Origin of the sequence: Blautia sp. Marseille-P2398, assembly GCF_964240315.1 — a bacterium.
Taxonomy (GTDB): Bacteria; Bacillota; Clostridia; order Lachnospirales; family Lachnospiraceae; genus Blautia_A; species Blautia_A wexlerae.
This window is the reverse complement of the sequence record NZ_CAXSTD010000021.1, coordinates 1-24,373: the sequence shown is the minus strand read 5'-3', so window position 1 is coordinate 24,373 and position 24,373 is coordinate 1. Positions and strand designations below refer to the sequence as shown.

Genomic DNA, 24,373 nt, shown 5'->3' with positions numbered 1-24,373 from the left:
TGAAAATAGTTCATAAGCGCAACCTGAAAAATTTTGGAACAATTGACTCCGTCTTTGCCAACCAACCATACAGGAAGTGAAAGAGTCTTTTTGACGTAAAAATGTTTAACAAAATCTGTTAAAATGCTATAATGCAGATATGAAAAAGAAAATTCTGAGAAAGTCCATAATGTATGATAAAAGGATTGCTATAAACTGGTACTGTGAAAATACGACAGAAGAGGAGTAAAAAATGTTATATATAGGAAATCACACAAGCTCATCCCGGGGATATCTTGCAATGGGGAAGCAGATGTTGACAAATGGCGGCAACACATTTGCATTTTTTACCAGAAATCCAAGAGGAGGAAAAGCCAAAGACATTGATCCGCAGGATGTGCAGGCATTTCTGCAGCTGGCAGAGGAGAATCATTTTGGAAAGCTGGTGGCTCATGCGCCTTACACTATGAATTGCTGCGCTGCCAGGGAAAACCTCAGGGATTTTGCAAGAGAAATCATGGCAGATGATCTGAGACGTCTGGAAATGACACCTGGAAATTATTACAATTTTCATCCGGGCAGTCACGTAGGACAGGGTGCAGAGGTGGGAATCAGTAAAATTGCAGACATTCTCAATGAAGTGCTGACAAAAGATCAGAGTACGATTGTACTCCTGGAAACTATGTCAGGAAAGGGCACAGAAGTAGGAAGAAATTTCGAAGAACTCCGTCAGATCATTGACAGGGTGGAGTTAAAAGATAAATTAGGTGTTTGTCTGGATACCTGTCATGTCTGGGACGGTGGATATGATATTGTAAACGATCTTGACAGCGTATTTGAAGAGTTTGAGCGGATAATAGGTCTGGACAAACTAAAAGCTATCCATTTAAATGACAGCATGAATCCTCTTGGCAGCCATAAGGACCGCCATGCCAGAATCGGAGAAGGTGAAATAGGATTGGAGGCACTTGTCCGCGTGATCAATCATCCTGCCACAGAAGGAATTCCGTTTATTCTGGAGACACCAAATGACGATGAGGGATGGACTCATGAAATCGCGTTGCTCAGAAATGAGTATAAACAGAAATGAGTATAAATATATCTGTCCGAATCAGGAAGATAAATTGGGGCGTGCAGATTATGGAAATAATTTTTCAAATGCGCTTTAGCGTGCTGACAAGTTGTAAGTGCAAATCAAAAGAGTAGGAGTGAGATCAAAAGGAAGGAATGCAGGAAAAAGCAGAAAGGCAGCAAAGATGCCAGGCAGTAGAGAAGTTGAGAGAAACACTGGACGAGAAGTATCTGTGGGAGGTTATTTTGCTCTATGCAGGTGAGAGTTTCAAAACCTACACAGGGCTTCCTTTCACCTATGAAGTAAGAAAAGGTCGGAATGGAGACTACACAAGGGAGCTATGGATCGACCGCAGGGAAAACAGCAAGAGTCTGGCGTTAAGTTCAGTGCTGTTGGCATTGAGAAACATAAAGAAAGTGGGAGCTGTAGTTGACAGACCCAAAGCTCTGGGCGACATCCGCGGAGTGAGTTATATATATGGAATGTTCTATCGCTTTGGGCTGATCGATGTGCCGGATACAGCCAGGCAGAAGATGATGTGTCTGTGAGAGCAGTATGCGAGAGTGTTGTCAGATTGTATGTTGTCAGATTGTAGCTTTTTGGGGTTACTTTATCTGGGTTTGTATGATAAACTTTATTATGCATTATTATTATATGTGAATTTCACATGATATGTTTTTTAGGAGGAAAGGTATGAACAAGAAGAAAAACGTGGATTCCGGGAGAAAGTCTGCAAGGCCGGATCACATTCAGAAAACAATATCACAGAAAAGTTCAGGAAAATGCAGAGGGAAGGTTATAAAGACCGGGGGATTATAATTCTTGTACTGCTGTTTGGTTTTGCAGGAAACCAATTTTTCCTGTCTGTCAGCAAAACAGACAGCGGGAAGGTGAAGGCCGTATCAGCTTCAGGTGCAGATAAGGAAAAAGAAGGCAGGATAATCGAACAAACTAAAAAAACTAAAGAAATTAAAGAAACCAAAGATGTGGTTGAGATGCAAAAGACTAAAGAGATTAATTTTCAGCCTCATTGTGTGGATTCTACAAAACCGGAAAATCTGATCAGCTATACTAATATTGAGGTGGATGGAAATGTACTTGAAAATATTGGAGATTATAAGGCTGATGGTGATATTTTCTTTAATATAGGACAGGATTATACAGATGTGGAGGGAATCGTCACATTCCGCGGAAACAGTTTTCGCGATGCCCCTTCCCATGGTTATGCAAATATGACTGATTTCAGGCTGAACAAATTATGGTCTGCAGATACAGGTTCTCTTTCTTCGGGCAGTGCAGTCTGGACAGGAAGCGGCTGGACAGGGCAGCCGCTTATGATGAAATGGCCAAAAGAAGTCAAAGCACATATGAATATGACAGAGAAAGCAAAGGCGGACGATGAACTGGTTGAGGTGATCTATGCCTGCATGGATGGGTACGTGTATTTTCTGGATCTGAGAACAGGAGAAAAGACACGTGACCCATTATATCTGGGATATACATTTAAGGGTGCGGGAGCCCTTGATCCAAGAGGATATCCAATTATGTATGTGGGTGCCGGATATAACAGCAACGAAGGAACTGCAAAGGTATTTGTAGTAAACTTGCTGGATTGTAGTGTTATGTATACTTTTGGAGACAATGATGAGTTTTCGCTCAGAGGAAGCCTGAGCTTTTTTGACGGATCAGCACTTGTGGATGCAGAGACAGATACTCTGATCTATCCGGGAGAGAACGGAATCCTGTATCTGATCAGGCTGAATACAAGATATGATCTGAACAGTGGGACTTTATCCGTTGATCCGGGCAGAACTGTAAAATGGCGCTACTATGGCACGAGAAGTAGTGCAGAGTCTTTCTGGCTTGGAATGGAGGACAGTGCGGCGATTTATAAAGGCTATGTATTTATGACCGATAATGGGGGAAATCTTATGTGTCTGGATCTGAATACTCTTCAGCTGGTATGGGTCCAGGATACATTGGATGACTCTAACTCAACGCCTGTTCTGGAAATCGAAAAAGGACATTTGTATTTGTATGTGAGTACTTCTTTCCGCCTTGGATGGAGAAGCTATGATACAGCCACTGTCCCTGTCTGGAAGATTGATGCAGAAACCGGCGAGATCGTATGGCATACAGATTATGAATGTACTACTGATGACGGTGTTTCCGGTGGAGTTCAGTCTACGATCGCCTGTGGAAAGGACAGCCTTGCTGATTATATATATGTGACAGTAGCAAAGACCTCTGACAATGCATCCGGAGTTCTTGCCTGTCTGAGAAAATCTGATGGATCTAAAGCATGGGAGGATTCTTCCTCATATGCCTGGTCTTCTCCTGTCTGTGTTTATAACAAAGATGGATCAGGAAAGGTTCTTTATTGCAACAGTACAGGTGATATCCGCCTTCTTGACGGCAAAACAGGCAAGCAGGAGGATGTATTATCTGTCAGCGATGGTGTGATAGAGGCTTCCCCGGCTGTCTACGATAACTATGCAGTTGTGGGCACCAGAGACTGTAAAATATGGGGGATCAGGCTGCGGTAAATATGAATACAGTCTATATAGAATGATCTATTGTTCTATTGTGACGACAATGCGGAAATAAGAAATTTAGAAGCAAGATTGCTCAGGAATCAATTTGTTGGCACAATATGTTAGTATGGCGGTATTGCTGCTGTCTATAGCAATACCGTTTAACCAAATCAGGCAAGTCCCTTGCTTTAATTGCAAAAAGCAATAAGAAGTGGGTAGGGGACTTGCTTATAACAGGTTTTCCTGGAAACCTGTACATTTCTGAAACTTCTTTACATTCACATCTGTTAACTGATGACCTTAAATCTAAAGAACACTCAATCGGGTCAAGCATTTTCCTGAGCTGAGATAACCTTAAATCAGAGAACACTCAATCAAGTCAAGTATTTTCCTAAGTTGAGATGACCTTAAATCAGAGAACGCTTAATCAAGTCAAGTATTTTCCTAAGTTGAGATGACCTTAAATCAGAGAATACTCAATCAAGTCAAGCATTTTCCCAAGTTGAGATGACCTTAAATCAGAGAATACTCAATCAAGTCAAGTATTTTCCTAAGTTGAGATGACTGCAAATCAGAGAACATTTAATCAAGTCAAGTATTTTCCCAAGTTGAGATGACCTTAAATCAGAGAACACTCAATCAAGTCAAGCACTGAGCCAGAGTGTGTTTGGAAAATCATTCCCACAATCTGCATGCCCCACTTTGCGGTATATTTTGCCCGAATTCGGTTGCCGTAGCTCGCCGTTACGACGCTTTCATCCGAACAAAATCTCCCATAAATTGTGACGTACATCTTGCGAAAAGCATTTTTCAAACACGTTCTAGGTCGACTTCAAATCATAAATCCCCCAATCACAAATTAATCAATTCAAACTAAGAAAAGAGGAGAAGATTATGCAAGGATTACGAAATATGCTATTGCAGGAGCAGAAACATTTGCAGGAAATTGCAGATAAAGCCAGGATGGGTATGAGTGTAGAACCAGAAGGACATCTTCGGATTTCTAGGGATAAAAACAAGCCTCGATATTATCAATGTATAGATGGTAATAATGAAATTTATATTCCGAGGTCGAATAAAGAGCTGCCTAAACTGCTGGCACAGAGAACATATAATAGAACTGTGTTGAAAAAAGTAGAAGCAAGGCTTAAACAAATAGGAAAAATACTGCAGGACTATACAGATGATGAAATTGAAAAAATTTATACATCAATGCACAAAGAAAGACAATTGTTGGTGACACCAATAGAACCAACATGGAATCAATTACTTATGAAATGGTATGAAGAAGAATATCAGGGAAAAGAATTTAAAGAAGGAGTACCAGTGATTTTTACTGAAAAGGGAGAAAGGGTAAGATCTAAATCCGAAAAAATAATTGCAGATTATTTGTATAGAAAGAATATTCTCTATAAATATGAGAAACCGCTTTATTTGAATGGATATGGCATAGTATATCCGGATTTTACATTACTTTCCAGAAAAACAGGAAAGGAAATTTATTGGGAACATGAAGGAATGATGGATGATCAGGAATATGCAAGAAAAGCAATACAAAAAATAGAATCTTATCAAATGAACGATATTTATCAGGCTGATCGGCTGATTCTTACTTTTGAAACCAAACAATGTGTTTTAAATTCAAAAATAATAGAAAATCTGACAGCCAGATATTTGTTTGAAATGATATAACTGAAGGTAATAATACAAATGCCGGAGGAATAGACAGAGGGCAGGAATGAGGGCTTAAAAGAGCTTCCCTATTCCTGCTTTTCTTTTTCGTGACTTTCCGATACTGGAGGTTCAATTCTTCTATGATATTTGTTGTGTACATATTGCGTCTGATATCATTAGAAAATTGAAAAAAGTGACTTCAAATCACAAAATTCCCAATTAAATCAAGCACACCCCCGAGTCAGAGCGTGTTTGAAAAATCATTCCCACAATCTGCACGCCCCACTTTGCGGTATATTTTGCCCGAATTCGGTTGCCGTAGCCCGCCGTTATGACGCTTTCATCCGGACAAAATCTCCCACAAATTGTGACGCGCATCTTGCGAAAAGCATTATTCAAACACGCTCTAATCTTCAGAGTTAGATTGACTTGAAATTGTAAAATTTTAAATTAAGTCAAGTATTTCTTGAAGAAAAGATGACTAAAAATTATAAAACCGTAAATCAGGTCAAGCATTGCCCGAGGAAAAGTTGACTTTAAATTATATAACCGCAAAATAAGTCAAGCATTGCCCGAGGAAAAGTTGACTGTAATTCATAAAACAACAAAACAAGTCAAGCATTCCCCGGGGAAAAGCTGACTGTAATTCATAAAACAACAAAACAAGTCAAGCATTGCCCGAGGAAAAGCTGACTGTAATTCATAAAACAACAAATCAAGTCAAGCACTCCTCCGAGACACGTTGACTTCATTTATAAAAAACCAAATCAAGTCATCCCTTCTCCCCAACACCATCCCTCAAAAAGCTCAATTCCTACAGGATATGAGAGGTAATAGAAAATTGTGTGTCTGACTCATTAATTTGAGAAGAGGAGAAATATAACAATACTTTCAAGCAATATTTATTTGCTATATTTGCCTTCTTGCACCTTTTATTAACTTGCCATTTATCGCACTAAATGGTAAAATTTAAATATCTTACAGTTTTACGACACAATATTTTGAAAAAACTGAAAACAAAGGAGAGGAAGCGATGGAAGAGAGAAATAACAGACTGCTGAATGCGAAGCTGAACAAGTATATTGTTCCGGGGATTATGATGTCTCTGGCGCTTCAGCTGGGAAATATCGTAGATACGATATTTGTAAGTAACCTGATCGGGGTGGAGGCAATGTCTGCAGTTACCCTGAGCCTGCCTGTGGAGACAATCGTTCAGCTGACAGGATACTGCCTTGGTATCGGCGGTTCCATAGCAGTGGGAAACATGCTTGGCAAACGAGACAAAGAAGGGGCATCGAAATTGTTTTCTGCCACATTTATAGTAACACTTGTGGTGGGAATCATTTTTTCAATCTGCGCCCTTCCTGCAGCAGAACCTGTTGCCAGACTTCTGGTATCAGGTGACGGTGTCCTGACCGGTTATACCAGAGATTACATACGTGTAAGTATGCTGGGGGCACCGGTGATCGGAATTGGACTGATGATGGTCAATTACCTTGGGGTGGAGAATCATCCGGAGCTGGCATCAGCCTACCTTATCGCAGCCAATGTGATCAATCTTGTGCTGGACTATATATTCCTCAGATATACTCCGCTGGGAATTACAGGTGCATCCTTATCAACTGTTCTTGGTTTCCTGTTTGCAATGGGAATTTTTGTGCTTTATATCCGCTCTGATAAGCGAAACCTCCACCTGATCCTGCTAAAGCCAGGCGAACTTGGAATCACAAAGGAAGCAATCATCACAGGCGTGCCAATGCTGATCTTTATGGCAGCTAATTTTGTAAAGGCGCTTGGACTGAATACCATTATCATGAACCAGCTGGGCGAGGAAGGTATGGCAGTATTTACTGTCTGTGACAATGTGCTGCTGATCGTCGAGATGCTTACAGGCGGAATCATCGGTGTGATCCCCAATGTGGCAGGAATCCTTTTTGGAGAGAAGGACTACGTGGGAATCCGGGTTCTCTGTAAAAAGATGTTGAAATACAGTTATATCCTGCTGGCTGTGATCTTTGTCCTTATTATGCTGTTTACCGAGGAAATCACTGTCATGTTCGGAAGCGGCGGTGGCGAGCTGGGCAGCCATATGGTCCAGGCGCTGCGCATCTTTGCTTTGTGTGTGGCACCTTATCTGTGGAATAAGTTTATTATCAGCTATTACGAGTCCATTGAGGAGACAGCCATTGCAAGTTTTGCCACATTTCTGGAGAATGCGGTGGTAGTTCTGCCTGCAACCCTGGTGGGAATCCTTGTATGGAAACAGATTGACGGGATCGGTATCGACGGAATTGCAGCAGGATTTGTTGCCACTGAGATCATAACTGCAGTTGCAGCCTGTATTTTCAGAAAAATCAGGCATAAGAATACAAGCTTTTATATTGTTCCTGACAAAAATCCGGGGATTAATCTGGATTTTTCCATTAAGAGTACCATGGAGGAAGCACAAACGGTTCATAAGAGGATCATAGAGTTCTGCCAGGAACAGGGAGCTTCTAAAAGCAAGGCAAATCTTGCCGCAGTGTGTGCGGAGGAAATGACTGTAAATATTATACGATTCGGGGGAAAAACCTCCAACTGGATCGACATTAACCTCTGTCTGGAGGATGAGCTCTGCAGACTGAGGATCAGAGATAACGGTGTAAATTTCAACCCTCTGGAATATCAGTATGACAGTGAAGACTTTGATATACATGGGATTGAACTTGTCAAGAAGGTATCAAAATCCATGGATTATATTCGTGCGATTGATATGAATAATACCATAATATCTTTTTAGGAGGTACATGAAAATGAAAAATATTAATGAAAGGAACAATTTTGTTTTTGAGTTTCGGCCGGTAACAGAATTGTTCGAGGAACAGGTGAAGCTTCATCCGGAGAAATGTGCAGTTGTCTCCGGCAAAGAGAGCTTCACCTATGCACAGCTCAACGAACGGGCCAACAGGATTGCCAATGCACTTGTGGAAAAAGGTGTCAGACGGGAGACTATCGTAGGTGTGGTTCTTGAGAGATGCTGTGATTTCTATGCAGTGCGACAGGGTATCCTGAAGGCAGGAGGCGCATTTGCAGTTGCCACACCGGATTATCCTGATGACAGGATCCGGTATATTTTTGAGGATTCAGGAGCTCCTTTTATTATCACAACAAAGGAGATCGCAGAGGAACGAAGGGAACTGTTTGCTAAGCTTCCCTGTACAGTACTTCTGATCGAGGAACTTCTGGAGAATGAGAATGCAGAGAATCCTCAGGTAAAGATCGGGGAGCATGATCTTTGTTATTGTATCTATACTTCCGGTTCCACAGGCAAGCCCAAGGGTGTGCTGATCGAACATATCAACCTTGCCAATTTTGTAAATCCGGATCCGAAAAATGCGGAAACTTATGGTTATGTAAGCAGAGGAAGTGTATCTCTTTCCATGGCAGCCATGACCTTTGATGTGTCTGTTCTGGAGGAATTTCTGCCACTTACCAACGGGATGACTGCGGTGATCGCCTCTGATGAGGAGATTCTGAATCCTCTTATGCTGGGTGAGCTGATCGTCAGAAATAAAGTGGATATTATGACCACAACTCCTACTTACCTGTCCAATATGATCGATCTGCCCCAGCTTGAAAAAGCAGTTTCTCAGATTAAGGTGTTTGATGTAGGTGCAGAGGCTTTTCCTCCGGCTCTGTATGACAAGATTCGCAGAGTAAACCCGGATGCTTACATTATGAATGGTTATGGACCTACGGAAACTACCATCAGCTGTACCATGAAGGTAATTACGGACAGCAGAAACATTACCATTGGTACGCCTAACGGTAATGTGAAGGTATATATTGTAGATAAAGAGAATAAGATCCTTCCGGACGGAGAGACCGGAGAGCTTGTGATCGCAGGACTGGGCGTTGGCAGAGGTTATATGAATCTGCCGGATAAAACAGAGGCTGTATTCATTGATCTTAACGGAGAGAGAGCTTATAAGACCGGTGACCTTGCAAGGATCAGCCCTGAGGGTGAGATTGAATTTTTCGGAAGAATAGACAATCAGATCAAGCTTCGCGGTCTGAGGATTGAGCTTGGTGAGATCGAGGAAGTGATCAATTCCTATGAGGGAATCATTACCAGCATTACTCTGCCTGTAGATAACAAATTCCTCTGCTGCTATTTTATGGCTGACCGCCAGATCAATACAGAGGAGCTTTCTGCCTATGCATCAGAGTCCCTGGCTCATTATATGGTTCCTGAGGTTTTTGTCCAACTGGAAAAGATGCCTGTGACACAGAATGGCAAAATTGATAAGAAAGCACTGCCAAAGCCGGCTGCACAGCCAAAGAATCTGAAAGAACCCCAGACTCCTATGCAGAAGAAGATTTTTGAAATCGTTGCAGACGTTGTGGAGAATGATTTTTTTGGAACTGACACAAGTTTTTACAGGGCGGGGCTGTCTTCTATCAGTGCCATGAAGCTTTGTATTCTGATCTCAGAGGAATTCGGAGTGACTGTGAAAACCAGTGATATTCACGAAAACAATACGGTGGAGAAACTGGAAAAATATGTGATGCTTGCACCGAAGATCAGAACCTATGAAAAGAGAGAAGTTTACCCTCTTACCGGCTCCCAGAAGGGTATTTTTGCAGAGTGCATGAAGAATCCTGAGAGTACGGTATACAATATTCCGTTCCTGTTTGAACTGGAAAGCTCTGTTGACGTTCAGAAGCTGTCAGATGCCATTTCTCAGATGATCGCTGCACATCCGTATTTGCTGACAAAGGTTTATTTAAGTGACAGCGGAGAGATGGTGCAGAAGCCTTGTGAGGAAGCCTTTGTACCAGAGGTGGTCCGGACCACAAATGAGCAGTTTGAAAAGATAAAAGATGAGCTGGTGCGTCCCTTTAAGCTGGAAAAGGGACGGCTGTTCCGGGCGGGGATTTATGTGACAGAAGACAGGAAATATCTTTTTACAGATTTCCACCATATCCTGGCAGATGGTAATTCCTATGATATTATTTTTGAGGATATCGATCGGGCCTATCTGGGTGAGAAATTGGAGAAAGAATCCTACACAGGCTTTGATGCTGCCCTTGATGAAGAACAGCAGATGAAAGAGGGAAAATATAAGAAGGCCGAGAAATATTATGACAGTATTTTCGAGGGAATTGAGACAGAATCCCTGCCTCTTCCTGACTGCTCAGGAAAGACTCCTGAGAGAGGATATCTGTCGATGCCTGTGGACACCGGAGAGTCTCTGGTACTTTCTGCCTGCGAGAAGCTGGGGGTTACTCCAAACATTCTGTTTACAGGTGTATTCGGCATTCTCATGAGCAGATATTCCAATTCCGAGGAGAGTCTTTTTGCAACTATTTATAATGGAAGAAATGATTCCAGACTGGAGAATACAGTCTGCATGCTTGTAAAGACTCTGCCGGTTTACTGTTCCTGTGATCCGAAAGTCACCATACAGGCCTATATGACAGAGCTCTCTGAGCAGATTCTGTCTTCCATGGCAAATGATATTTTTCCGTTCTCTGATATCTGTGCAAAGTACGGGATTAATTCTGATCTGGTATTTGCATATCAGGCAGAGCTTGGGGATGATTTCCCGATCGGTGATACTGTTGCCAGGGGCCATGACCTTTCTCCGGATATGTCAAAGATGCCTCTGTTGATCCAGGTAAGAGAATACGATCATAAATATGTGCTTACTGCAGAATACCGCAGTGACATGTACAGTGAAGCCTTTGTACGTGGAATGCTGGAATCCTATGAGGCAGCTATGGATTCCCTGCTGAAAGCAAAATATATTTCGGAAGTTTCTGTTCTTTCCCAAAATGGAGCGGACAAAATTGCGGAATTTAATAATACTGCCTGCGAATATGACAGAAGTAAGACCATCGCTGATATGTTTGAGGAGCTGGTACAGACCATTCCTGACCATACGGCTGTGGTATTTAAGGATAAAAAATATACTTACAGAGAACTGGATGAGATCAGCGACAGACTTGGAAAATATATCGCATCCCAGGGAATCGGCAGTGAGGATGTTGTTTCCATTCTGATCCCCCGCTGTGAATATATGGCGATCGCGCCGATGGGCGTGATAAAGGCAGGTGCAGCTTACCAGCCTCTGGATCCAACCTATCCCAGGGACCGCCTGATGTACATGATGGAGGATTCCTCTGCAAAGCTTCTCATTGCTGACAGAGAGCTTCTTCCTCTGGTAGACGGATATAAAGGACCGGTGCTGTTTACAGATCAGATCTGGCAGATGGAGGATAGGGATGTTGTGCTTAAGAAGCCGCAGCTGCATGATCTGTTTATCCTTTTGTATACTTCCGGTTCCACAGGTGTGCCAAAGGGCTGTATGCTGGAATATGGAAATATTACTGCTTTCTGTCACTGGTTCAAGAGGTATTATGGCATAGATTCGGATTCCAGGGTAGCTGCATATGCTTCCTTTGGTTTTGATGCCTGCATGATGGATATTTACGGTGCCATCACAAACGGTGCACAGCTTCACATTATTCCGGAGGAGATCCGTCTGGATTTCATTGGACTGCAGCGCTATTTTGAGGAAAATGGCATCACGCATTCCTTTATGACTACTCAGGTGGGAAGGCAGTTTGCGCTGGAGATGGATTGTAAGAGCCTGAGATATCTTTCTGTAGGAGGAGAGAAACTGGTTCCATGTGAGCCGCCAAAAGATTATAAGTTTATCAATGCTTATGGACCTACAGAAGCGACTATTTTTACGACTGTATTTGAAGTGGACAAATATTATCCAAATGTCCCGATCGGAAAAGCACTTGACAATGTGAAGCTTTATATTACAGACAAGCTGGGGCATATGCTTCCTCCCGGTGCATGCGGAGAGCTGATGATCACCGGCTGGCAGGTTTCCAGAGGATATCTTAACAAGCCGGAAAAAACTGCCGAGGTCTATACAAAGAATCTTTATGATGATACACCGGGATACGAAGTGATGTATCATTCAGGTGATGTGGCAAGATTTCTTCCGGATGGAAATATCCAGATCATTGGCAGAAAGGATTCCCAGGTTAAGATCAGAGGTTTCAGGATTGAGCTTTCTGAGGTTGAGGAAGTGATCCGCAGATATGAGGGCATCAGGGATGCCACTGTAGTTGCCTTTGATGATCCAAATGGTGGAAAATATATTGCTGCCTATGTGGTATCGGACAGCACTGTTGATATCAATGCCCTGAATGATTTTATTAAAGAGACAAAGCCTGCCTATATGGTACCTGCAGTTACCATGCAGATTGACAAAATTCCTCTGAACCAGAACCAGAAGGTAAATAAAAAGGCTCTTCCTCTGCCTGAGAAAAAAGCAGCGGAGATCATTAAGCCTGAGAATGAGGTTCAGCAGATATTATTTGACTGTATCGCAGAGGTTCTGGGGTATACGGATTTTGGGATTACCACAGATATTTATGAGGCAGGTCTGACATCCATCACTGCCATTAAGCTGAATATCCTGATCTCCAAAGCCTTTGACATTGTGATCAAAACTTCAGATATTAAGAATCATCCCACTATCCGAATGATGGAGGAATTTGTAAAAACTGCGGGAAAAGAAAGCAAAAGAGAAGTACAGGAAAGTTATCCTCTTACCAACACTCAGGAGGGGATTTTCATTGAGTGTACTGCAAATATGGGTTCTACCATTTACAATATCCCGTATCTGTTAAAGCTTGATAACAAGGTGGATCTGGACAGACTGGCAGAAGCCATTGACAGTACTGTTGAGGCGCATCCTTATCTGAAAACCCGTCTGTTTATGGATGACAACGGAAATGTACTTCAGAAACGAAACGATGGGCTCAGTTATAAAACACCGATTTTAAACGGAATGAACAGAGACACTCTGGTACGTCCATATATGTTGTTTAATGAACAGCTTTTCCGGTTTGAAATCTACAGAACCTGTGATGGCAATTATCTGTTCCTGGACCTTCACCACATTGTTGCCGATGGTACATCTCTGGCTATTATAATTAATGATATTAACAGAGCTTACAGCGGTGAGAAGCTGGAACCGGAAGGTTATACTTCCTATGATCTGGCACTGGATAACAGAGATGCCCTGGCAGGTGATATCTATAAAAATGCAGAGAATTATTATAAGTCAGTATTTGAACATGCAGGTGGAAGCATCAGCTTCTATCCGGACAAAAACGGTGCGGCTCCAACAGCAGAACTTTACCACAGAGAGACCAGATCCATTTCCGTGCAGAATGTGAAGGAATTCTGTAAAAAGCATGGAATTACGGAGAATGTATTCTTCATTTCCGCTTTTGGTATCACACTTGGAAAATATAATTTCAAAAAGGATGCTGTATTTACCACTATTTACCATGGAAGAAACGATTCCAGACTTTCGGAAACAGTGGGTATGCTGGTAAAAACACTCCCTGTTTTCTGCGATTTCTCAGGAACAGCTAAAGATTGCCTGAGCGGTGTACAGAAACAGCTGATCGATTCCATGAACAACGATATTTATCCTTTCTCACAGATCAGCCATGAGTTTGATATTAAGGCAGATGCCATGGTTATTTACCAGGGCGACAATTTTGCTTTTGACACCATTGGCGGGGAATATGCACAGGAGGAGCCTGTCAGCCTGAACATGGCAAAGGCACCGGTTTCTGTCAGCATTTCCATTGAAAAGAACAGATTTGTCTTTGAGATTGAGTACAGAGGGGATATGTACCATGAGGAAACTATCCGGTATCTGGCTGACAATCTGGAAACCACTGCAGAGGGAATCTTAAGGGAATGCGATCCGGCTGATATCCGGCTGATGTTTGAGGAAAAAACTCAGATGGAGGATATTCCGGAACATGCAGGAAAGACCTTCATAGATCTGTTTAAGGAGATGGCTGCCAGATATCCGGACAGACCGGCAGTGCGGGATGACTCCGGAGATTTTACTTACAGAGAGTTGGACAGAATGTCTGATTATATTGCTCAGAAGCTTACGGAAAACGGATTTGGCCCGGAACAGGCAGCAGGTATCCTGTGCGGCAGGACAAAGGAATATACAGTAGCCTATGTGGGTGTTATGAAGGCCGGCGGAGCCTATGTTCCTCTGGATCCGGAGTATCCACAGAGCAGAATTGAATATATGCTGAAGGATTCAGGAGCAAGAAATCTCCTTGTGATCGATCAGTATCAGAATCTTGTGGAATTTTATGACGGAAATGTGATCAGTCTGGACAGTGTGTCAGATGAGGCTGAGGATTTTGAACTTTCTGCAGAGCTTATTTCTCCGAAACCGGAGAACCTTGCCTATATGATCTATACCTCAGGCTCCACAGGAAAGCCAAAGGGTGTTATGATCGAGCACAGAAATCTGTTGAACCTGATCGAATATATCACACTGAGCAGAAATACTTCACCGGATGACATTGTGGCAGAGTTTGCGAGCTTCTGTTTCGATGCGTCAGTGATCGATCTGTTTGCACCTCTTACCGCAGGAGCAGTCCTGTATATTTTACCGGAGAGTATCCGTAAGGACGCCATTGCCATAAGCAGATATATAAAGGAAAAAGAGATCACCACCGTAACCTTCCCTACCCAGATGGGAGAACTGGTTGCAGAACTTCTGGAGGATGCACCTGCTCTTAAATTTGTTACACTTGGCGGCGAGAAATTCAAGCATTACCGTAACCGTACCTATCAGATGATCAATGGCTACGGTCCTACAGAGAATACGGTTTCTTCCACAGAGTTTTTGGTAGACAGACAGTATGACAACATCCCGATCGGAAAATCACAGCGGAATGTGCGCAGCTACATTGTGGATGAGAATCTGAACCGGCTTCCGGTGGGTGCGTCCGGCGAACTTTGTCACGCAGGAAGGCAGATTGCCAGAGGATATCATAATCTTCCGGAAAAAACAGCATCTGTGTTTGTAGAAAATCCATTTGCTGTATGTGAGCAGGAAAGCCGTCTTTACAGGACCGGTGATATGGTCCGTATGAAAGGTGACGGAAATATTGAGTACATAGGCCGGATCGATTCACAGGTGAAGATCAGAGGATATCGTGTGGAGCTTGGTGAGATCGAAGGTGCCCTTCTGAAACATGAGCTGGTGAAAAATGCAGCCGTTACAGTAATTGAAAAGGGTGGAAATAAATATATCACAGCTTATTATACAGGAGAAGCCATCCCGGAGGATGAACTGAAGACCTTCCTGGAGCCGCTGATCCCGGATTATATGATGCCGTCTTTCTTTGTCAGCATTGAGGAAATGCCTGTGACACCGGGCGGTAAGATTGATAAAAAAGCACTGCCAATGCCGGAGGTAACCACGAACACTGCCAGCTATGTAGAGCCGGTTACAGCAGCTCAGAGAGCACTCTGTGAGATTTTTGAGAAAGCACTGGGAATTGAAAGAGTAGGGATTGAGGACAACTTCTTTGAGCTGGGCGGATCTTCCCTTACTGCATCCAAGGTTGCTGTTATGTGTCTGTCAAAGAATATTTCACTGGTATATGCGGATATTTTCAAATATCCTACTGTACGGGAACTTGCAGCTCTGGTTGATGATGACGGAGTTACAGAGGCTGCACAGAGCAAGAATGAATTTTCGGATTATAACTATAACAGGATCCAGAATGTGATCAGCGCAAATACAGAAGAAAATGCAGACCGGATCACAAAGGAAAAGCTGGGAGATATTATGGTCACAGGTGCCACAGGTTTCCTGGGGATCCATGTCCTTAAAGCATTCCTTGACAATTATGACGGTAAGGTTTACTGTCTTGTACGTAAGGGCAAATATGAATCGCCTGAAAAGCGAATGATGAACATGCTGATGTACTATTTTGATGATCCATACAAAGAGCTGTTTGAAAGCCGTATTATCTGTGTGGATGGGGATATTACCTCAAAGGAACAGGTAACAGGATTTTCAGAATACAAATTCAGCACCATCATTAACTGCGCTGCCTGCGTAAAGCATTTTGCGGCTGATGATGTACTGGAAAGAATTAATGTGCAGGGTGTGGAAAATCTGATCGATTTCTGTAAGAATAACGGCCGCAGACTGATCCAGATTTCTACGGTTTCCGTTGCGGGAGAGGGTTCTGACGGTGTTCCGCCAATGTCCAGAGTTTTCTGTGAGAATGATCTGTACATCGGACAGAATATTACCAACGAATATATCCGCACCAAATTCCTGGCAGAGAGGGCGGTTCTGGAAGCAGTTTCCGAGGGACTGGACGGCAAGGTAGTCCGGGTAGGTAATCTGATGAGCCGAAACTCTGACGGCGAGTTCCAGATTAATTTCATTACCAATGGATTCCTTCGCAGCCTGAGAGGTTATGCGGCTGTAGGTAAATTCCCTATGGGCGGTATGCATGAGGTGGCAGAATTCTCACCGATTGATTCTACTGCGCTGGCAGTTCTGAGACTGGCTCAGACCGACCGGAGATTTACTGTATTCCATGCATGTAACAGCCATCATATTTATATGGCAGACCTGATCTACGCAATGCGCAGCTATGGATTCAGGATTGATATTGTAAGAGATGAGGAGTTTGAGGCAGCAGTGAAGGAATTTGCAAAGACCGGTCAGGATTCTGATGCGGTTTCCGGACTGATCGCCTATACCTCACATAATGAAAATGAAATCTATACCATTGATTACAGCAATCGTTTTACAGCACAGGTTCTGTACAGGCTGGATTATAAATGGCCGGTTACAGATGACAGATATCTGGAAAATGCAATTGCAGCACTTGACAGACTTACATTTTTTGATTGATTCAGGAGGGAAAATTACAATGGAAATTATCACAAAAACAGAAGGTAACAAAGCAACTATGGAAATCAGCGGATGGCTTGATACACAGACAGCTCCCCAGTTAGGGGAGGCTCTGTCCGGACTTGAAGACAGCATCACAAGTCTGGTATTTGATTTTACAAATCTGGAGTATATTTCATCTGCAGGCTTACGTCAGGTGATCGTGGCCTACAAAAAAATGGCTCAAAAGGATGGATTTAAGATCATCAATGTTTCTGATGAGGTTTACGATGTATTCAGCCTTACAGGGTTTGACAGCAAGATCGATATTCAGAAGAAGTAACTGTTGATCAGATGCAGAAATTATACAGGATCAATATTAATCATTTTGAGGATCCGCTTAAGAATGAAAGGCTTCTGGATCTGGTTGGGATCAGAAGAAGAGAAAAGGTCATCAGGTATCGTATGCCTGATGACCGCAAAAGAAGTCTGGGTGCAGGGATCATCATCAGAAAAATCCTCGATGAAAACGGGCTTACGGAAAGCTGCCTGAGATATTCTGACAATGAAAAGCCGGTTGTGGATGGCCTTTTTTTTAATGTATCTCATGCGGGGGACTATGTTGTGGGTGTGCTGTCAGACTGCGAAGTCGGGTGCGATATTGAGAAAAATGCCAATGCGCCTCTTGAGGTGGCAGAACATTATTTCTACCATTCAGAGCTTGCTTACATCAAGGCTGCGAAGAACAAAGATAAGGCGTTTTTTACGCTCTGGACATTAAAAGAAAGTTATATGAAAATGACAGGCAGAGGAATGAGCCTCCCTTTGGATTCTTTTGAAGTGGTTCCCACAGAAGAGGGGTTTGTCCTCGGAAAATCCTCAGAAAGGCCATGCTTTTTTGAGACAATGGAATTTGACGGTTATATTTTCTCGGTCAGCAGTGAGAGGGCTTTTTCTCTTCACAATCCATTGGAAATTGTTTTCGACGATATTTATGTATGATCACAGAGGATTTTTCAGACGCATTCTAGAGTTCCAATCAGACAGGAAAGCGTATATGTCAGATATTGCTTCTGCTGTACGGGAGAACTGAGGAAGGCATCGGAGCAGGTAAACCAGGTGTAACAGGTATTTCTGGTTGCTGCTTTCCGGTGCTTTCTGTCAATTCCGGATCCGAGAGATTTCGGGATAACCGTATCCTCCTCTGGGAGATAATAGTAATCCTTATAATCTGCATAGTATTGTTTCAGTTTCCCGTCAGTTGTTTTGATAATTAAATTGATTTCTTCGTCTTTTCCTGTCAGATAGAAGTCGGTGTTTCCATTGGAAAATTCCTGTGGCAGTGTGCAGGGGAGCTTCAGTTTCAGAATCAGGTTGTCTCCGTCAAATTCACTGTATGTAACTTCATAATCTCCATCATAGATGCAAAGATATCCCAGCATATCAAAGATTCTTCCAAGTCCCAGCACATCCTCCAGGTTATGTCCAAGGATTTCATCAGCTGTAAAGGCATCTCTTTTTTTCAGAAAATCTTTGTAAAGTTTAATGCATTCCTTACCATTATCATAAATCCTGTCTTTGATCCCCAGAAATTCTTCCATGCAGGGCTGCTTCATGGCAGACAGTTTTAAAAGTGACTTTAACGGTTTTAATGTCAGGTAGAGATCCAGCGACTGTTTTCCTGTAAACGGAGAGGGAATTCCATATTTTTCATATCGTGCTTCCAGATAGGGCTGGTCAAATCGTTCTCCGTTGTAAGAAATCATCAAATTATATTGCTGAAGAAATTGTGAAAAAATTCTCAGAATTGTCTCTTCTTCACTGGCATTTTCGGCCATCCATTGATAAAAATTCCAAGTTTCATCTTCAATTCCAACAGCTCCGATCAGGTATAAATACGTGGAATTTCTTGATAATCCGGTGGTTTCAATGTCGTAAAAAACAGGTGTAAAATTGTATTTTTGGAAGAATTTTCCAGTGAAAAATTTAACAGTCTCAAAGTCTGGAAACCCTTGTAAAATGGGCATTTTTTTAACAATCATGTTAATAATTTTTCCTTTCTGAAATTGTTTTTAATTATACACAAGAAAATGAAATTTGGGTAGTGCTTTTTTTGAAAAAATGGTTTATATTATAAACAGGTTGATAAAAATGTACAAAAAAGTATATGGATTTTATCAAAAATAGAGCACTTTGGTGGTGCTTAATATAAAAGGAGGGAACGAAATGGGAATTTTAACCTTTAAGGGTGGTGTTCATCCTTATGACGGAAAAGAATTATCCAAGAACAGTCCGGTAGTGAAATATCTGCCAAAGGGAGATATGGTATATCCTCTTTCCCAGCATATCGGTGCTCCGGCTGCAGCGATAGTTCAGAAGGGAGACCATGTGCTCGCAGGACAGAAGATCGCAGATGCTGCGGGGTTTGTCTCATCACCGATCCATTCGTCTGTTTCCGGTACGGTAAAAGGAATCGAACCGCGCCTGACAGCAACAGGTTCTATGGTCAATTCCATTATCATTGAGAATGACCAGCAGTATGAAAGTGTGGAATTTACTCCTGCACGTCTGGAAGATCTTTCGAAAGAGGAGATTTTGGCGAGAATTAAAGAAGGCGGAGTAGTGGGAATGGGCGGCGCCGGATTCCCCACACAGGTAAAGCTTGCGCCAAAGGAACCGGAGAAGATCGATCATATCCTTGTAAACGGTGCCGAGTGTGAACCCTATCTTACCAGTGACTACAGAAGAATGCTGGATGACTCTGAGAAGCTGATCGAGGGCTTAAGAGTTATGCTGAAGCTCTTTGACAATGCGAAGGGATATATCTGTATTGAGGATAACAAGCCTGACTGTATTGCGAAACTGAAAGAAATGGTAAAAGATATTCCACGTATTGAAGTAGCAGAGCTGATGACCAAGTACCCACAGGGTGGTGAGCGTTTCCTGATCAAAGCTGTCACAGACAGAGAGATCAACTCTGCCATGCTTCCGGCAGATGCAGGATGCGTAGTTGACAACGTAGATACCGTAATTGCTGTTTATGAAGCCGTTATCCTTGGAAAACCTGTTATGGACCGTATCGTGACAGTAACAGGACAGGGGATTAAGAATCCGCAGAACTTTGATGTCCTTTCCGGAACAGATATGGCAGAGCTTATAGAAGCTGCCGGCGGACTGACAGACAATGTATCCAAAGTAATTTCAGGTGGTCCTATGATGGGATTTGCCATGTATGACACTCATGTACCATGTATTAAGACAAGCTCCGCATGTCTCTGCCTGGAGAAGGATGATGTGGCAGATGCCGAACAGACTGCATGCATTAACTGCGGCAGATGTGTAGGAGTCTGTCCCGGCCATGTCATTCCTGCAAGACTTGCAACCTTTGCAGAGCATGGTGACATGAAGAGCTTCCAGAAATTTGATGGTATGGAGTGCTGCGAATGTGGCTGCTGCAGTTATATCTGCCCTGCCAAGCGTCCGCTGACCCAGATGATCAAATCTATGCGTAAGATGGTTCTGGCAAGCCGTAAGAAAAAGTAAAAGGGGGACATCGTAATGGATCAGATGTTACATGTATCATCCAATCCCCATGTCCGGGATAAGATGACAACAAGCAAAATCATGCAGCTTGTGGCACTGGCGCTTCTGCCGGCCACACTGTTTGGAATTTATAATTTTGGCCTTCGTGCCTTACTGGTAGTAGTGATCACCGTCGCTTCCAGTGTATTCTTTGAGTGGATTTATGACAAGCTGATGCATAAGAAGAACACAATTACAGACTTCAGTGCAGTTGTTACAGGTTTATTACTTGCATTAAATATGCCTGCATCAATTCCGCTCTGGATGCCTGTACTTGGCAGTGCATTTGCGATTATCGTTGTAAAACAGCTCTTCGGTGGTCTGGGACAGAACTTCATGAACCCGGCACTTGCAGGAAGATGTTTCCTGATGATCTCTTTCGCAGGAAAGATGACAGATTTCGCAGTAAGCGACAGCTTCAGAGGTGTGGTAGATACTGTATCCGGTGCAACTCCTCTGGCAGCTCTGAAACAGAATGGATTTACAGACAGTTCTGTATCTGTATTACATATGTTTATCGGTGATATCCAGGGAACTATCGGTGAGACTTCTGCCCTTGCGATCCTGATCGGAGCAGCAATCCTTCTGGTTTTCAAGGTGATCGATCTGAAGATTCCGCTTACCTATATTGGAAGTTTCGCAGTATTTGTAATCCTTTACATGCTTGGAACAGGCAAGGGATTTGACGTGAACTATCTGTTCAGCCACATCTTCGGCGGTGGTCTTATGCTTGGTGCATGGTTTATGGCTACAGACTATGTCACAACACCGATCACACCAAGAGGACAGTATGTATACGGTGTCTGTCTTGGTGTACTGACTGCGGTCTTCCGTCTCTTTGGCGGTTCCGCAGAGGGCGTATCCTATGCGATCATTTTCTGCAACCTGTTAGTTCCGATGATTGAACGTGTGACTCGTCACCCGGCATTTGGGAAAGGGGGCAAAAAGGCATGAGTAACAGAATTATCAAAGATACCATAGCCATTACAGTGATTACACTGGTGGCTGGACTTGCCCTTGGTGTAGTCCAGGATATTACAGCAGATCCTATTGCAAAGCAGGAAGCACAGGCGAAACAGGATGCGTATAAGGCAGTATTTGCAGATGCGGACAGCTTTGAGACAGTGGATGTGGATGCGGATGCCATGCAGTCTTATCTGGATGAGAACGGATATGCGGCACAGTCCATAGATGAGACTATGCTTGCCAAAGATGCTTCAGGCAATGAACTGGGATATGCATTTACAGTAACCACTTCCGAGGGTTACGGCGGAGATATCCAGTTTGCAATGGGTATTCAGGATGACGGTACCTTAAATGGAATTTCCATTCTTTCCATTGGTGAGACCGCAGGTCTTGGTATGAGAGCAAACACAGATGCATTTAAGGATCAGTTCAAAGATAAGAACGTAGATAAATTTGAATATACAAAGACCGGTGCCACAGCGGATGATCAGATCGATGCGTTAAGTGGTGCCACTATTACAACGAATGCCATGACAAACGGTGTTAATGCCGGATTATGTGCATTCCAGTATGAGAAAGGGGGAAATCAGTGATGAAACCAAACACACCTGCTGAACGTTTATATAACGGAATCATCAAAGAAAATCCTACCTTTGTACTGATGCTTGGTATGTGTCCTACACTGGCTATCACCACATCTGCAACCAATGGTATCGGAATGGGACTTACTACAACAGTGATTCTTGCAGCATCCAACTTAATGATCTCTCTTCTGAGAAACTTTATTCCGGACAGAGTGCGTATGCCTGCATTTATCGTAGTTGTTGCTTCCTTTGTAACAGTTGTACAGCTTCTTTTACAGGGATTTATTCCAAGCCTGTATGACTCCCTTGGAATCTATATTCCTCTGATCGTAGTTAACTGTATCATCCTTGGACGTGCAGAAGCATATGCATCCAAGAATAAACCGATTGCCTCTCTGTTTGATGGTATTGGTATGGGTCTTGGATTTACCTTAAGTATCACCTGTATCGGTGCAGTACGTGAGCTGATCGGCGCAGGTTCTCTGTTCGGACATCAGATTCTTCCTCTGGCAGATGCTGCAGCAGGTAAGGCTGGTTATGAACCGATCACAATCTTTATCCTGGCACCCGGAGCATTCTTTGTTCTGGCAGCGCTTTCTGCATTACAGAACAAATTCAAAATCGGTGCAGCCAAACGTGGCATTGATCCAAGTAATCCTGATTGCGGCGGAAGCTGTGCAGCCTGTGGCAATACCATGTGTAAGGGAAAAAGGGGGTAATGGATTATGAAAGAACTTTTGATCATACTTGTAAGCTCAGCGATTGTAAATAACGTAGTCCTCAGCCAGTTCCTTGGCCTCTGTCCTTTCCTTGGTGTTTCCAAGAGTGTTGAGACAGCAGCCGGCATGGGCGGTGCGATCATCTTCGTTATTACACTGTCATCTTTTGTGACAGGTATTATTTACAATGCTATCCTGGTTCCTACGAACCTGACTTATCTGCAGACTATCGTATTCATCCTGCTGATCGCGGCGCTGGTACAGTTTGTAGAGATGTTCCTTAAGAAGACAATGCCTTCCCTGTATCAGGCACTTGGTGTGTATCTTCCACTGATCACAACAAACTGTGCGGTTCTTGGTGTTGCCCTTACAAACGTGCAGAAAGAGTATAATGTTCTTCAGGGAACAGTGAACGGATTTGCAACAGCAGTGGGCTTTACTATTTCCATCGTGCTGATGGCTGGTATCCGTGAGAAAATCGCATACAATGACATTCCAAAATCCTTCCAGGGATTCCCTACAGTTCTGCTGACAGCCGGACTGATGGCAATTGCCTTCTTCGGATTTTCAGGACTGATTTAAGGAGGGGACTGGTATGAATATAGGAGCAATTATCGCGGCAACTGTACTGGTTGCGGCAGTAGGTCTTTTTATCGGTGTTTTCCTTGGCGTTGCCGGTAAGAAGTTTGCTGTGGAAGTGGATGAGAAGGAAGTTGCTGTTCGTGAGGCGCTTCCCGGTAATAACTGCGGTGGCTGTGGTTATCCCGGCTGTGATGGTCTGGCAGCAGCGATCGCCAAAGGTGAGGCACCTGTAAATGGATGTCCGGTAGGCGGTGAGCCTGTCGGAAAAGTGATCGCAGCGATCATGGGACAGGAAGTTGTGGAGACTGCCCGTCAGGTGGCGTATGTGAAGTGTGCGGGTACCTGTGAGAAGACGAAGGATAATTATGAGTATACAGGTGTGGAAGACTGTGAGATGATGGCTTTCATTCCCGGTGGTGGTGCGAAGTCCTGTACTTATGGATGCCTTGGTTTTGGAAGCTGCGTGAAGGCCTGTCCGTTTGGGGCGATTGATGTTGTGAACGGTGTGGCGGTTGTTGATAAGGAGGCTTGTAAGGCCTGCGGTAAGTGTGTTGCCAAGTGTCCGAAGCATCTGATCGAGCTTGTGCCCTATGAGCAGACTACGTTTGTGCAGTGTAGTTCTCATGCGAAAGGTAAGGCTGTTACTTCGGCGTGTGAGGTTGGCTGTATCGGATGTAAGAAGTGTGAGAAGACTTGCCCGAATGGGGCGATTACGGTTGATAATTTCTGTGCGCATATTGATTATAGTAAGTGTACGAATTGTGGGGCTTGTAAAGAGGTTTGTCCGAGACATATTATTCAGTAATGGGAGAAAGAACTGCTGTGCGGTGGCATGGCGGTTCTTTTTGTTGTTAGGGCAAAGCCCTGTTTGCCATTGTGGAGTTTTTCGCTGATCCGAAAAACGGAGCTTTGGAAAACAAATAAA

The 24,373-nt window shown here is 43.2% G+C and carries 20 protein-coding genes and 1 pseudogene; 18 read left to right on the top strand and 3 right to left on the bottom strand.

Going from position 1 to position 24,373, the window contains the following annotated elements; all coding sequences use genetic code 11:
• Window positions 1-232: 232 nt before the first annotated feature.
• The 5 genes from ACESZG_RS17560 (at window position 233) to ACESZG_RS17540 (ending at window position 3,597) form a co-directional block, all read left to right on the top strand.
• The gene (locus ACESZG_RS17560) at window positions 233-1,069 is read left to right on the top strand and encodes a deoxyribonuclease IV (protein WP_055052857.1); all 837 of its coding nucleotides are present in this window, start codon (window positions 233-235) and stop codon (window positions 1,067-1,069) included.
• The gene (locus tag ACESZG_RS17555; protein WP_373218846.1) at window positions 1,066-1,185 is read left to right on the top strand and encodes a DUF6783 domain-containing protein; all 120 of its coding nucleotides are present in this window, start codon (window positions 1,066-1,068) and stop codon (window positions 1,183-1,185) included. The genes ACESZG_RS17560 and ACESZG_RS17555 overlap by 4 nt, the downstream gene beginning before the upstream one ends.
• 21 nt (window positions 1,186-1,206) lie before the next feature.
• A complete protein-coding gene (locus tag ACESZG_RS17550) occupies window positions 1,207-1,599 on the top strand; it encodes a hypothetical protein (protein WP_055052856.1) in 393 nt (130 codons plus the stop codon).
• Between the two features lie 145 nt (window positions 1,600-1,744).
• The gene (locus tag ACESZG_RS17545; protein ID WP_279325780.1) at window positions 1,745-1,870 is read left to right on the top strand and encodes a hypothetical protein; all 126 of its coding nucleotides are present in this window, start codon (window positions 1,745-1,747) and stop codon (window positions 1,868-1,870) included.
• A complete protein-coding gene (locus tag ACESZG_RS17540; protein ID WP_243262230.1) occupies window positions 1,834-3,597 on the top strand; it encodes a PQQ-binding-like beta-propeller repeat protein in 1,764 nt (587 codons plus the stop codon). Before ACESZG_RS17545 ends, ACESZG_RS17540 begins: the two co-directional genes overlap by 37 nt.
• Window positions 3,598-4,204: 607 nt before the next feature.
• Here ACESZG_RS17540 and ACESZG_RS17535 read toward each other — a convergent pair.
• The gene (locus tag ACESZG_RS17535; protein WP_334291311.1) at window positions 4,205-4,366 is read right to left on the bottom strand and encodes a DUF6783 domain-containing protein; all 162 of its coding nucleotides are present in this window, start codon (window positions 4,364-4,366) and stop codon (window positions 4,205-4,207) included.
• On the opposite strand from ACESZG_RS17535, the gene ACESZG_RS17530 reads away from it, so the two are divergent.
• Together ACESZG_RS17530 and ACESZG_RS17525 are read left to right on the top strand one after the other, a co-directional pair.
• The gene (locus ACESZG_RS17530; RefSeq protein ID WP_334298500.1) at window positions 4,295-4,462 is read left to right on the top strand and encodes a DUF6783 domain-containing protein; all 168 of its coding nucleotides are present in this window, start codon (window positions 4,295-4,297) and stop codon (window positions 4,460-4,462) included. The genes ACESZG_RS17535 and ACESZG_RS17530 overlap by 72 nt on opposite strands.
• 17 nt (window positions 4,463-4,479) lie before the next feature.
• Complete coding sequence (locus tag ACESZG_RS17525; RefSeq protein ID WP_373218844.1) at window positions 4,480-5,277, top strand: hypothetical protein; 798 nt, start codon at window positions 4,480-4,482, stop codon at window positions 5,275-5,277.
• A gap of 201 nt (window positions 5,278-5,478) precedes the next feature.
• Here the strand turns inward: ACESZG_RS17525 and ACESZG_RS17520 are convergent.
• A pseudogene (locus ACESZG_RS17520) lies at window positions 5,479-5,598 on the bottom strand (DUF6783 domain-containing protein); the annotation flags it as partial.
• Between ACESZG_RS17520 and ACESZG_RS17515 the strand changes: the two are divergent.
• The 5 genes from ACESZG_RS17515 (at window position 5,554) to ACESZG_RS17495 (ending at window position 18,017) form a co-directional block, all read left to right on the top strand.
• Entirely contained in the window at window positions 5,554-5,682 is a 129-nt protein-coding gene (locus tag ACESZG_RS17515; RefSeq protein ID WP_334291309.1) for a DUF6783 domain-containing protein, read from the top strand. The pseudogene ACESZG_RS17520 and the gene ACESZG_RS17515 sit on opposite strands and share 45 nt — an antisense overlap.
• Before the next feature lie 610 nt (window positions 5,683-6,292).
• Complete coding sequence (locus tag ACESZG_RS17510; protein ID WP_062807656.1) at window positions 6,293-8,038, top strand: MATE family efflux transporter; 1,746 nt, start codon at window positions 6,293-6,295, stop codon at window positions 8,036-8,038.
• A 13-nt stretch (window positions 8,039-8,051) separates the two neighbouring features.
• Window positions 8,052-17,036, top strand: a complete 8,985-nt coding sequence (locus tag ACESZG_RS17505; RefSeq protein WP_243252697.1) for a non-ribosomal peptide synthetase — start codon at window positions 8,052-8,054, stop codon at window positions 17,034-17,036.
• Between the two features lie 19 nt (window positions 17,037-17,055).
• Window positions 17,056-17,358 (top strand): STAS domain-containing protein, encoded by a 303-nt coding sequence (locus ACESZG_RS17500; RefSeq protein WP_008704342.1) that lies wholly within the window; start codon window positions 17,056-17,058, stop codon window positions 17,356-17,358.
• Between the two features lie 11 nt (window positions 17,359-17,369).
• Entirely contained in the window at window positions 17,370-18,017 is a 648-nt protein-coding gene (locus ACESZG_RS17495) for a 4'-phosphopantetheinyl transferase superfamily protein (protein WP_055058651.1), read from the top strand.
• Between the two features lie 14 nt (window positions 18,018-18,031).
• Here ACESZG_RS17495 and ACESZG_RS17490 read toward each other — a convergent pair whose 3' ends face one another.
• Window positions 18,032-19,057: a ribonuclease H-like domain-containing protein gene (locus tag ACESZG_RS17490; RefSeq protein WP_055058650.1), complete on the bottom strand. Its 1,026-nt coding sequence runs from the start codon at window positions 19,055-19,057 to the stop codon at window positions 18,032-18,034.
• Window positions 19,058-19,241: 184 nt separating this feature from the next.
• Here ACESZG_RS17490 and rsxC point away from each other — a divergent pair, with 184 nt between their 5' ends.
• The 6 genes from rsxC to ACESZG_RS17460 are packed head-to-tail and all read left to right on the top strand — an operon-like array spanning window position 19,242 to window position 24,253.
• Complete coding sequence (rsxC, locus tag ACESZG_RS17485) at window positions 19,242-20,558, top strand: electron transport complex subunit RsxC (protein ID WP_022380991.1); 1,317 nt, start codon at window positions 19,242-19,244, stop codon at window positions 20,556-20,558.
• Window positions 20,559-20,573: 15 nt separating this feature from the next.
• A complete protein-coding gene (locus ACESZG_RS17480; protein ID WP_022380992.1) occupies window positions 20,574-21,551 on the top strand; it encodes an RnfABCDGE type electron transport complex subunit D in 978 nt (325 codons plus the stop codon).
• On the top strand, window positions 21,548-22,156 hold the full coding sequence (locus ACESZG_RS17475) for an RnfABCDGE type electron transport complex subunit G (RefSeq protein ID WP_008704336.1): 609 nt from the start codon (window positions 21,548-21,550) through the stop codon (window positions 22,154-22,156). The genes ACESZG_RS17480 and ACESZG_RS17475 overlap by 4 nt, the downstream gene beginning before the upstream one ends.
• Window positions 22,156-22,866: an electron transport complex subunit RsxE gene (rsxE, locus tag ACESZG_RS17470; protein ID WP_019161483.1), complete on the top strand. Its 711-nt coding sequence runs from the start codon at window positions 22,156-22,158 to the stop codon at window positions 22,864-22,866. The genes ACESZG_RS17475 and rsxE overlap by 1 nt, the downstream gene beginning before the upstream one ends.
• A gap of 6 nt (window positions 22,867-22,872) precedes the next feature.
• Window positions 22,873-23,448, top strand: coding sequence for an electron transport complex subunit RsxA (gene rsxA / locus ACESZG_RS17465; RefSeq protein WP_008704334.1), 576 nt, complete (start codon window positions 22,873-22,875; stop codon window positions 23,446-23,448).
• Between the two features lie 13 nt (window positions 23,449-23,461).
• Window positions 23,462-24,253, top strand: a complete 792-nt coding sequence (locus ACESZG_RS17460) for an RnfABCDGE type electron transport complex subunit B (protein WP_022380994.1) — start codon at window positions 23,462-23,464, stop codon at window positions 24,251-24,253.
• The last annotated feature ends 120 nt before the right edge of the window (window positions 24,254-24,373 follow it).

Coding starts and splice junctions, on each gene's coding strand:
- ACESZG_RS17560 (WP_055052857.1), top strand. CDS start 233: ATGTTATATATAGGAAATCACACAAGCTCATCCCGGGGATATCTTGCA.
- ACESZG_RS17555 (WP_373218846.1), top strand. CDS start 1,066: ATGAGTATAAATATATCTGTCCGAATCAGGAAGATAAATTGGGGCGTG.
- ACESZG_RS17550 (WP_055052856.1), top strand. CDS start 1,207: ATGCAGGAAAAAGCAGAAAGGCAGCAAAGATGCCAGGCAGTAGAGAAG.
- ACESZG_RS17545 (WP_279325780.1), top strand. CDS start 1,745: ATGAACAAGAAGAAAAACGTGGATTCCGGGAGAAAGTCTGCAAGGCCG.
- ACESZG_RS17540 (WP_243262230.1), top strand. CDS start 1,834: ATGCAGAGGGAAGGTTATAAAGACCGGGGGATTATAATTCTTGTACTG.
- ACESZG_RS17525 (WP_373218844.1), top strand. CDS start 4,480: ATGCAAGGATTACGAAATATGCTATTGCAGGAGCAGAAACATTTGCAG.
- ACESZG_RS17510 (WP_062807656.1), top strand. CDS start 6,293: ATGGAAGAGAGAAATAACAGACTGCTGAATGCGAAGCTGAACAAGTAT.
- ACESZG_RS17505 (WP_243252697.1), top strand. CDS start 8,052: ATGAAAAATATTAATGAAAGGAACAATTTTGTTTTTGAGTTTCGGCCG.
- ACESZG_RS17500 (WP_008704342.1), top strand. CDS start 17,056: ATGGAAATTATCACAAAAACAGAAGGTAACAAAGCAACTATGGAAATC.
- ACESZG_RS17495 (WP_055058651.1), top strand. CDS start 17,370: ATGCAGAAATTATACAGGATCAATATTAATCATTTTGAGGATCCGCTT.
- ACESZG_RS17490 (WP_055058650.1), bottom strand. CDS start 19,057: ATGATTGTTAAAAAAATGCCCATTTTACAAGGGTTTCCAGACTTTGAG.
- rsxC (WP_022380991.1), top strand. CDS start 19,242: ATGGGAATTTTAACCTTTAAGGGTGGTGTTCATCCTTATGACGGAAAA.
- ACESZG_RS17480 (WP_022380992.1), top strand. CDS start 20,574: ATGGATCAGATGTTACATGTATCATCCAATCCCCATGTCCGGGATAAG.
- ACESZG_RS17475 (WP_008704336.1), top strand. CDS start 21,548: ATGAGTAACAGAATTATCAAAGATACCATAGCCATTACAGTGATTACA.
- rsxE (WP_019161483.1), top strand. CDS start 22,156: ATGAAACCAAACACACCTGCTGAACGTTTATATAACGGAATCATCAAA.
- rsxA (WP_008704334.1), top strand. CDS start 22,873: ATGAAAGAACTTTTGATCATACTTGTAAGCTCAGCGATTGTAAATAAC.
- ACESZG_RS17460 (WP_022380994.1), top strand. CDS start 23,462: ATGAATATAGGAGCAATTATCGCGGCAACTGTACTGGTTGCGGCAGTA.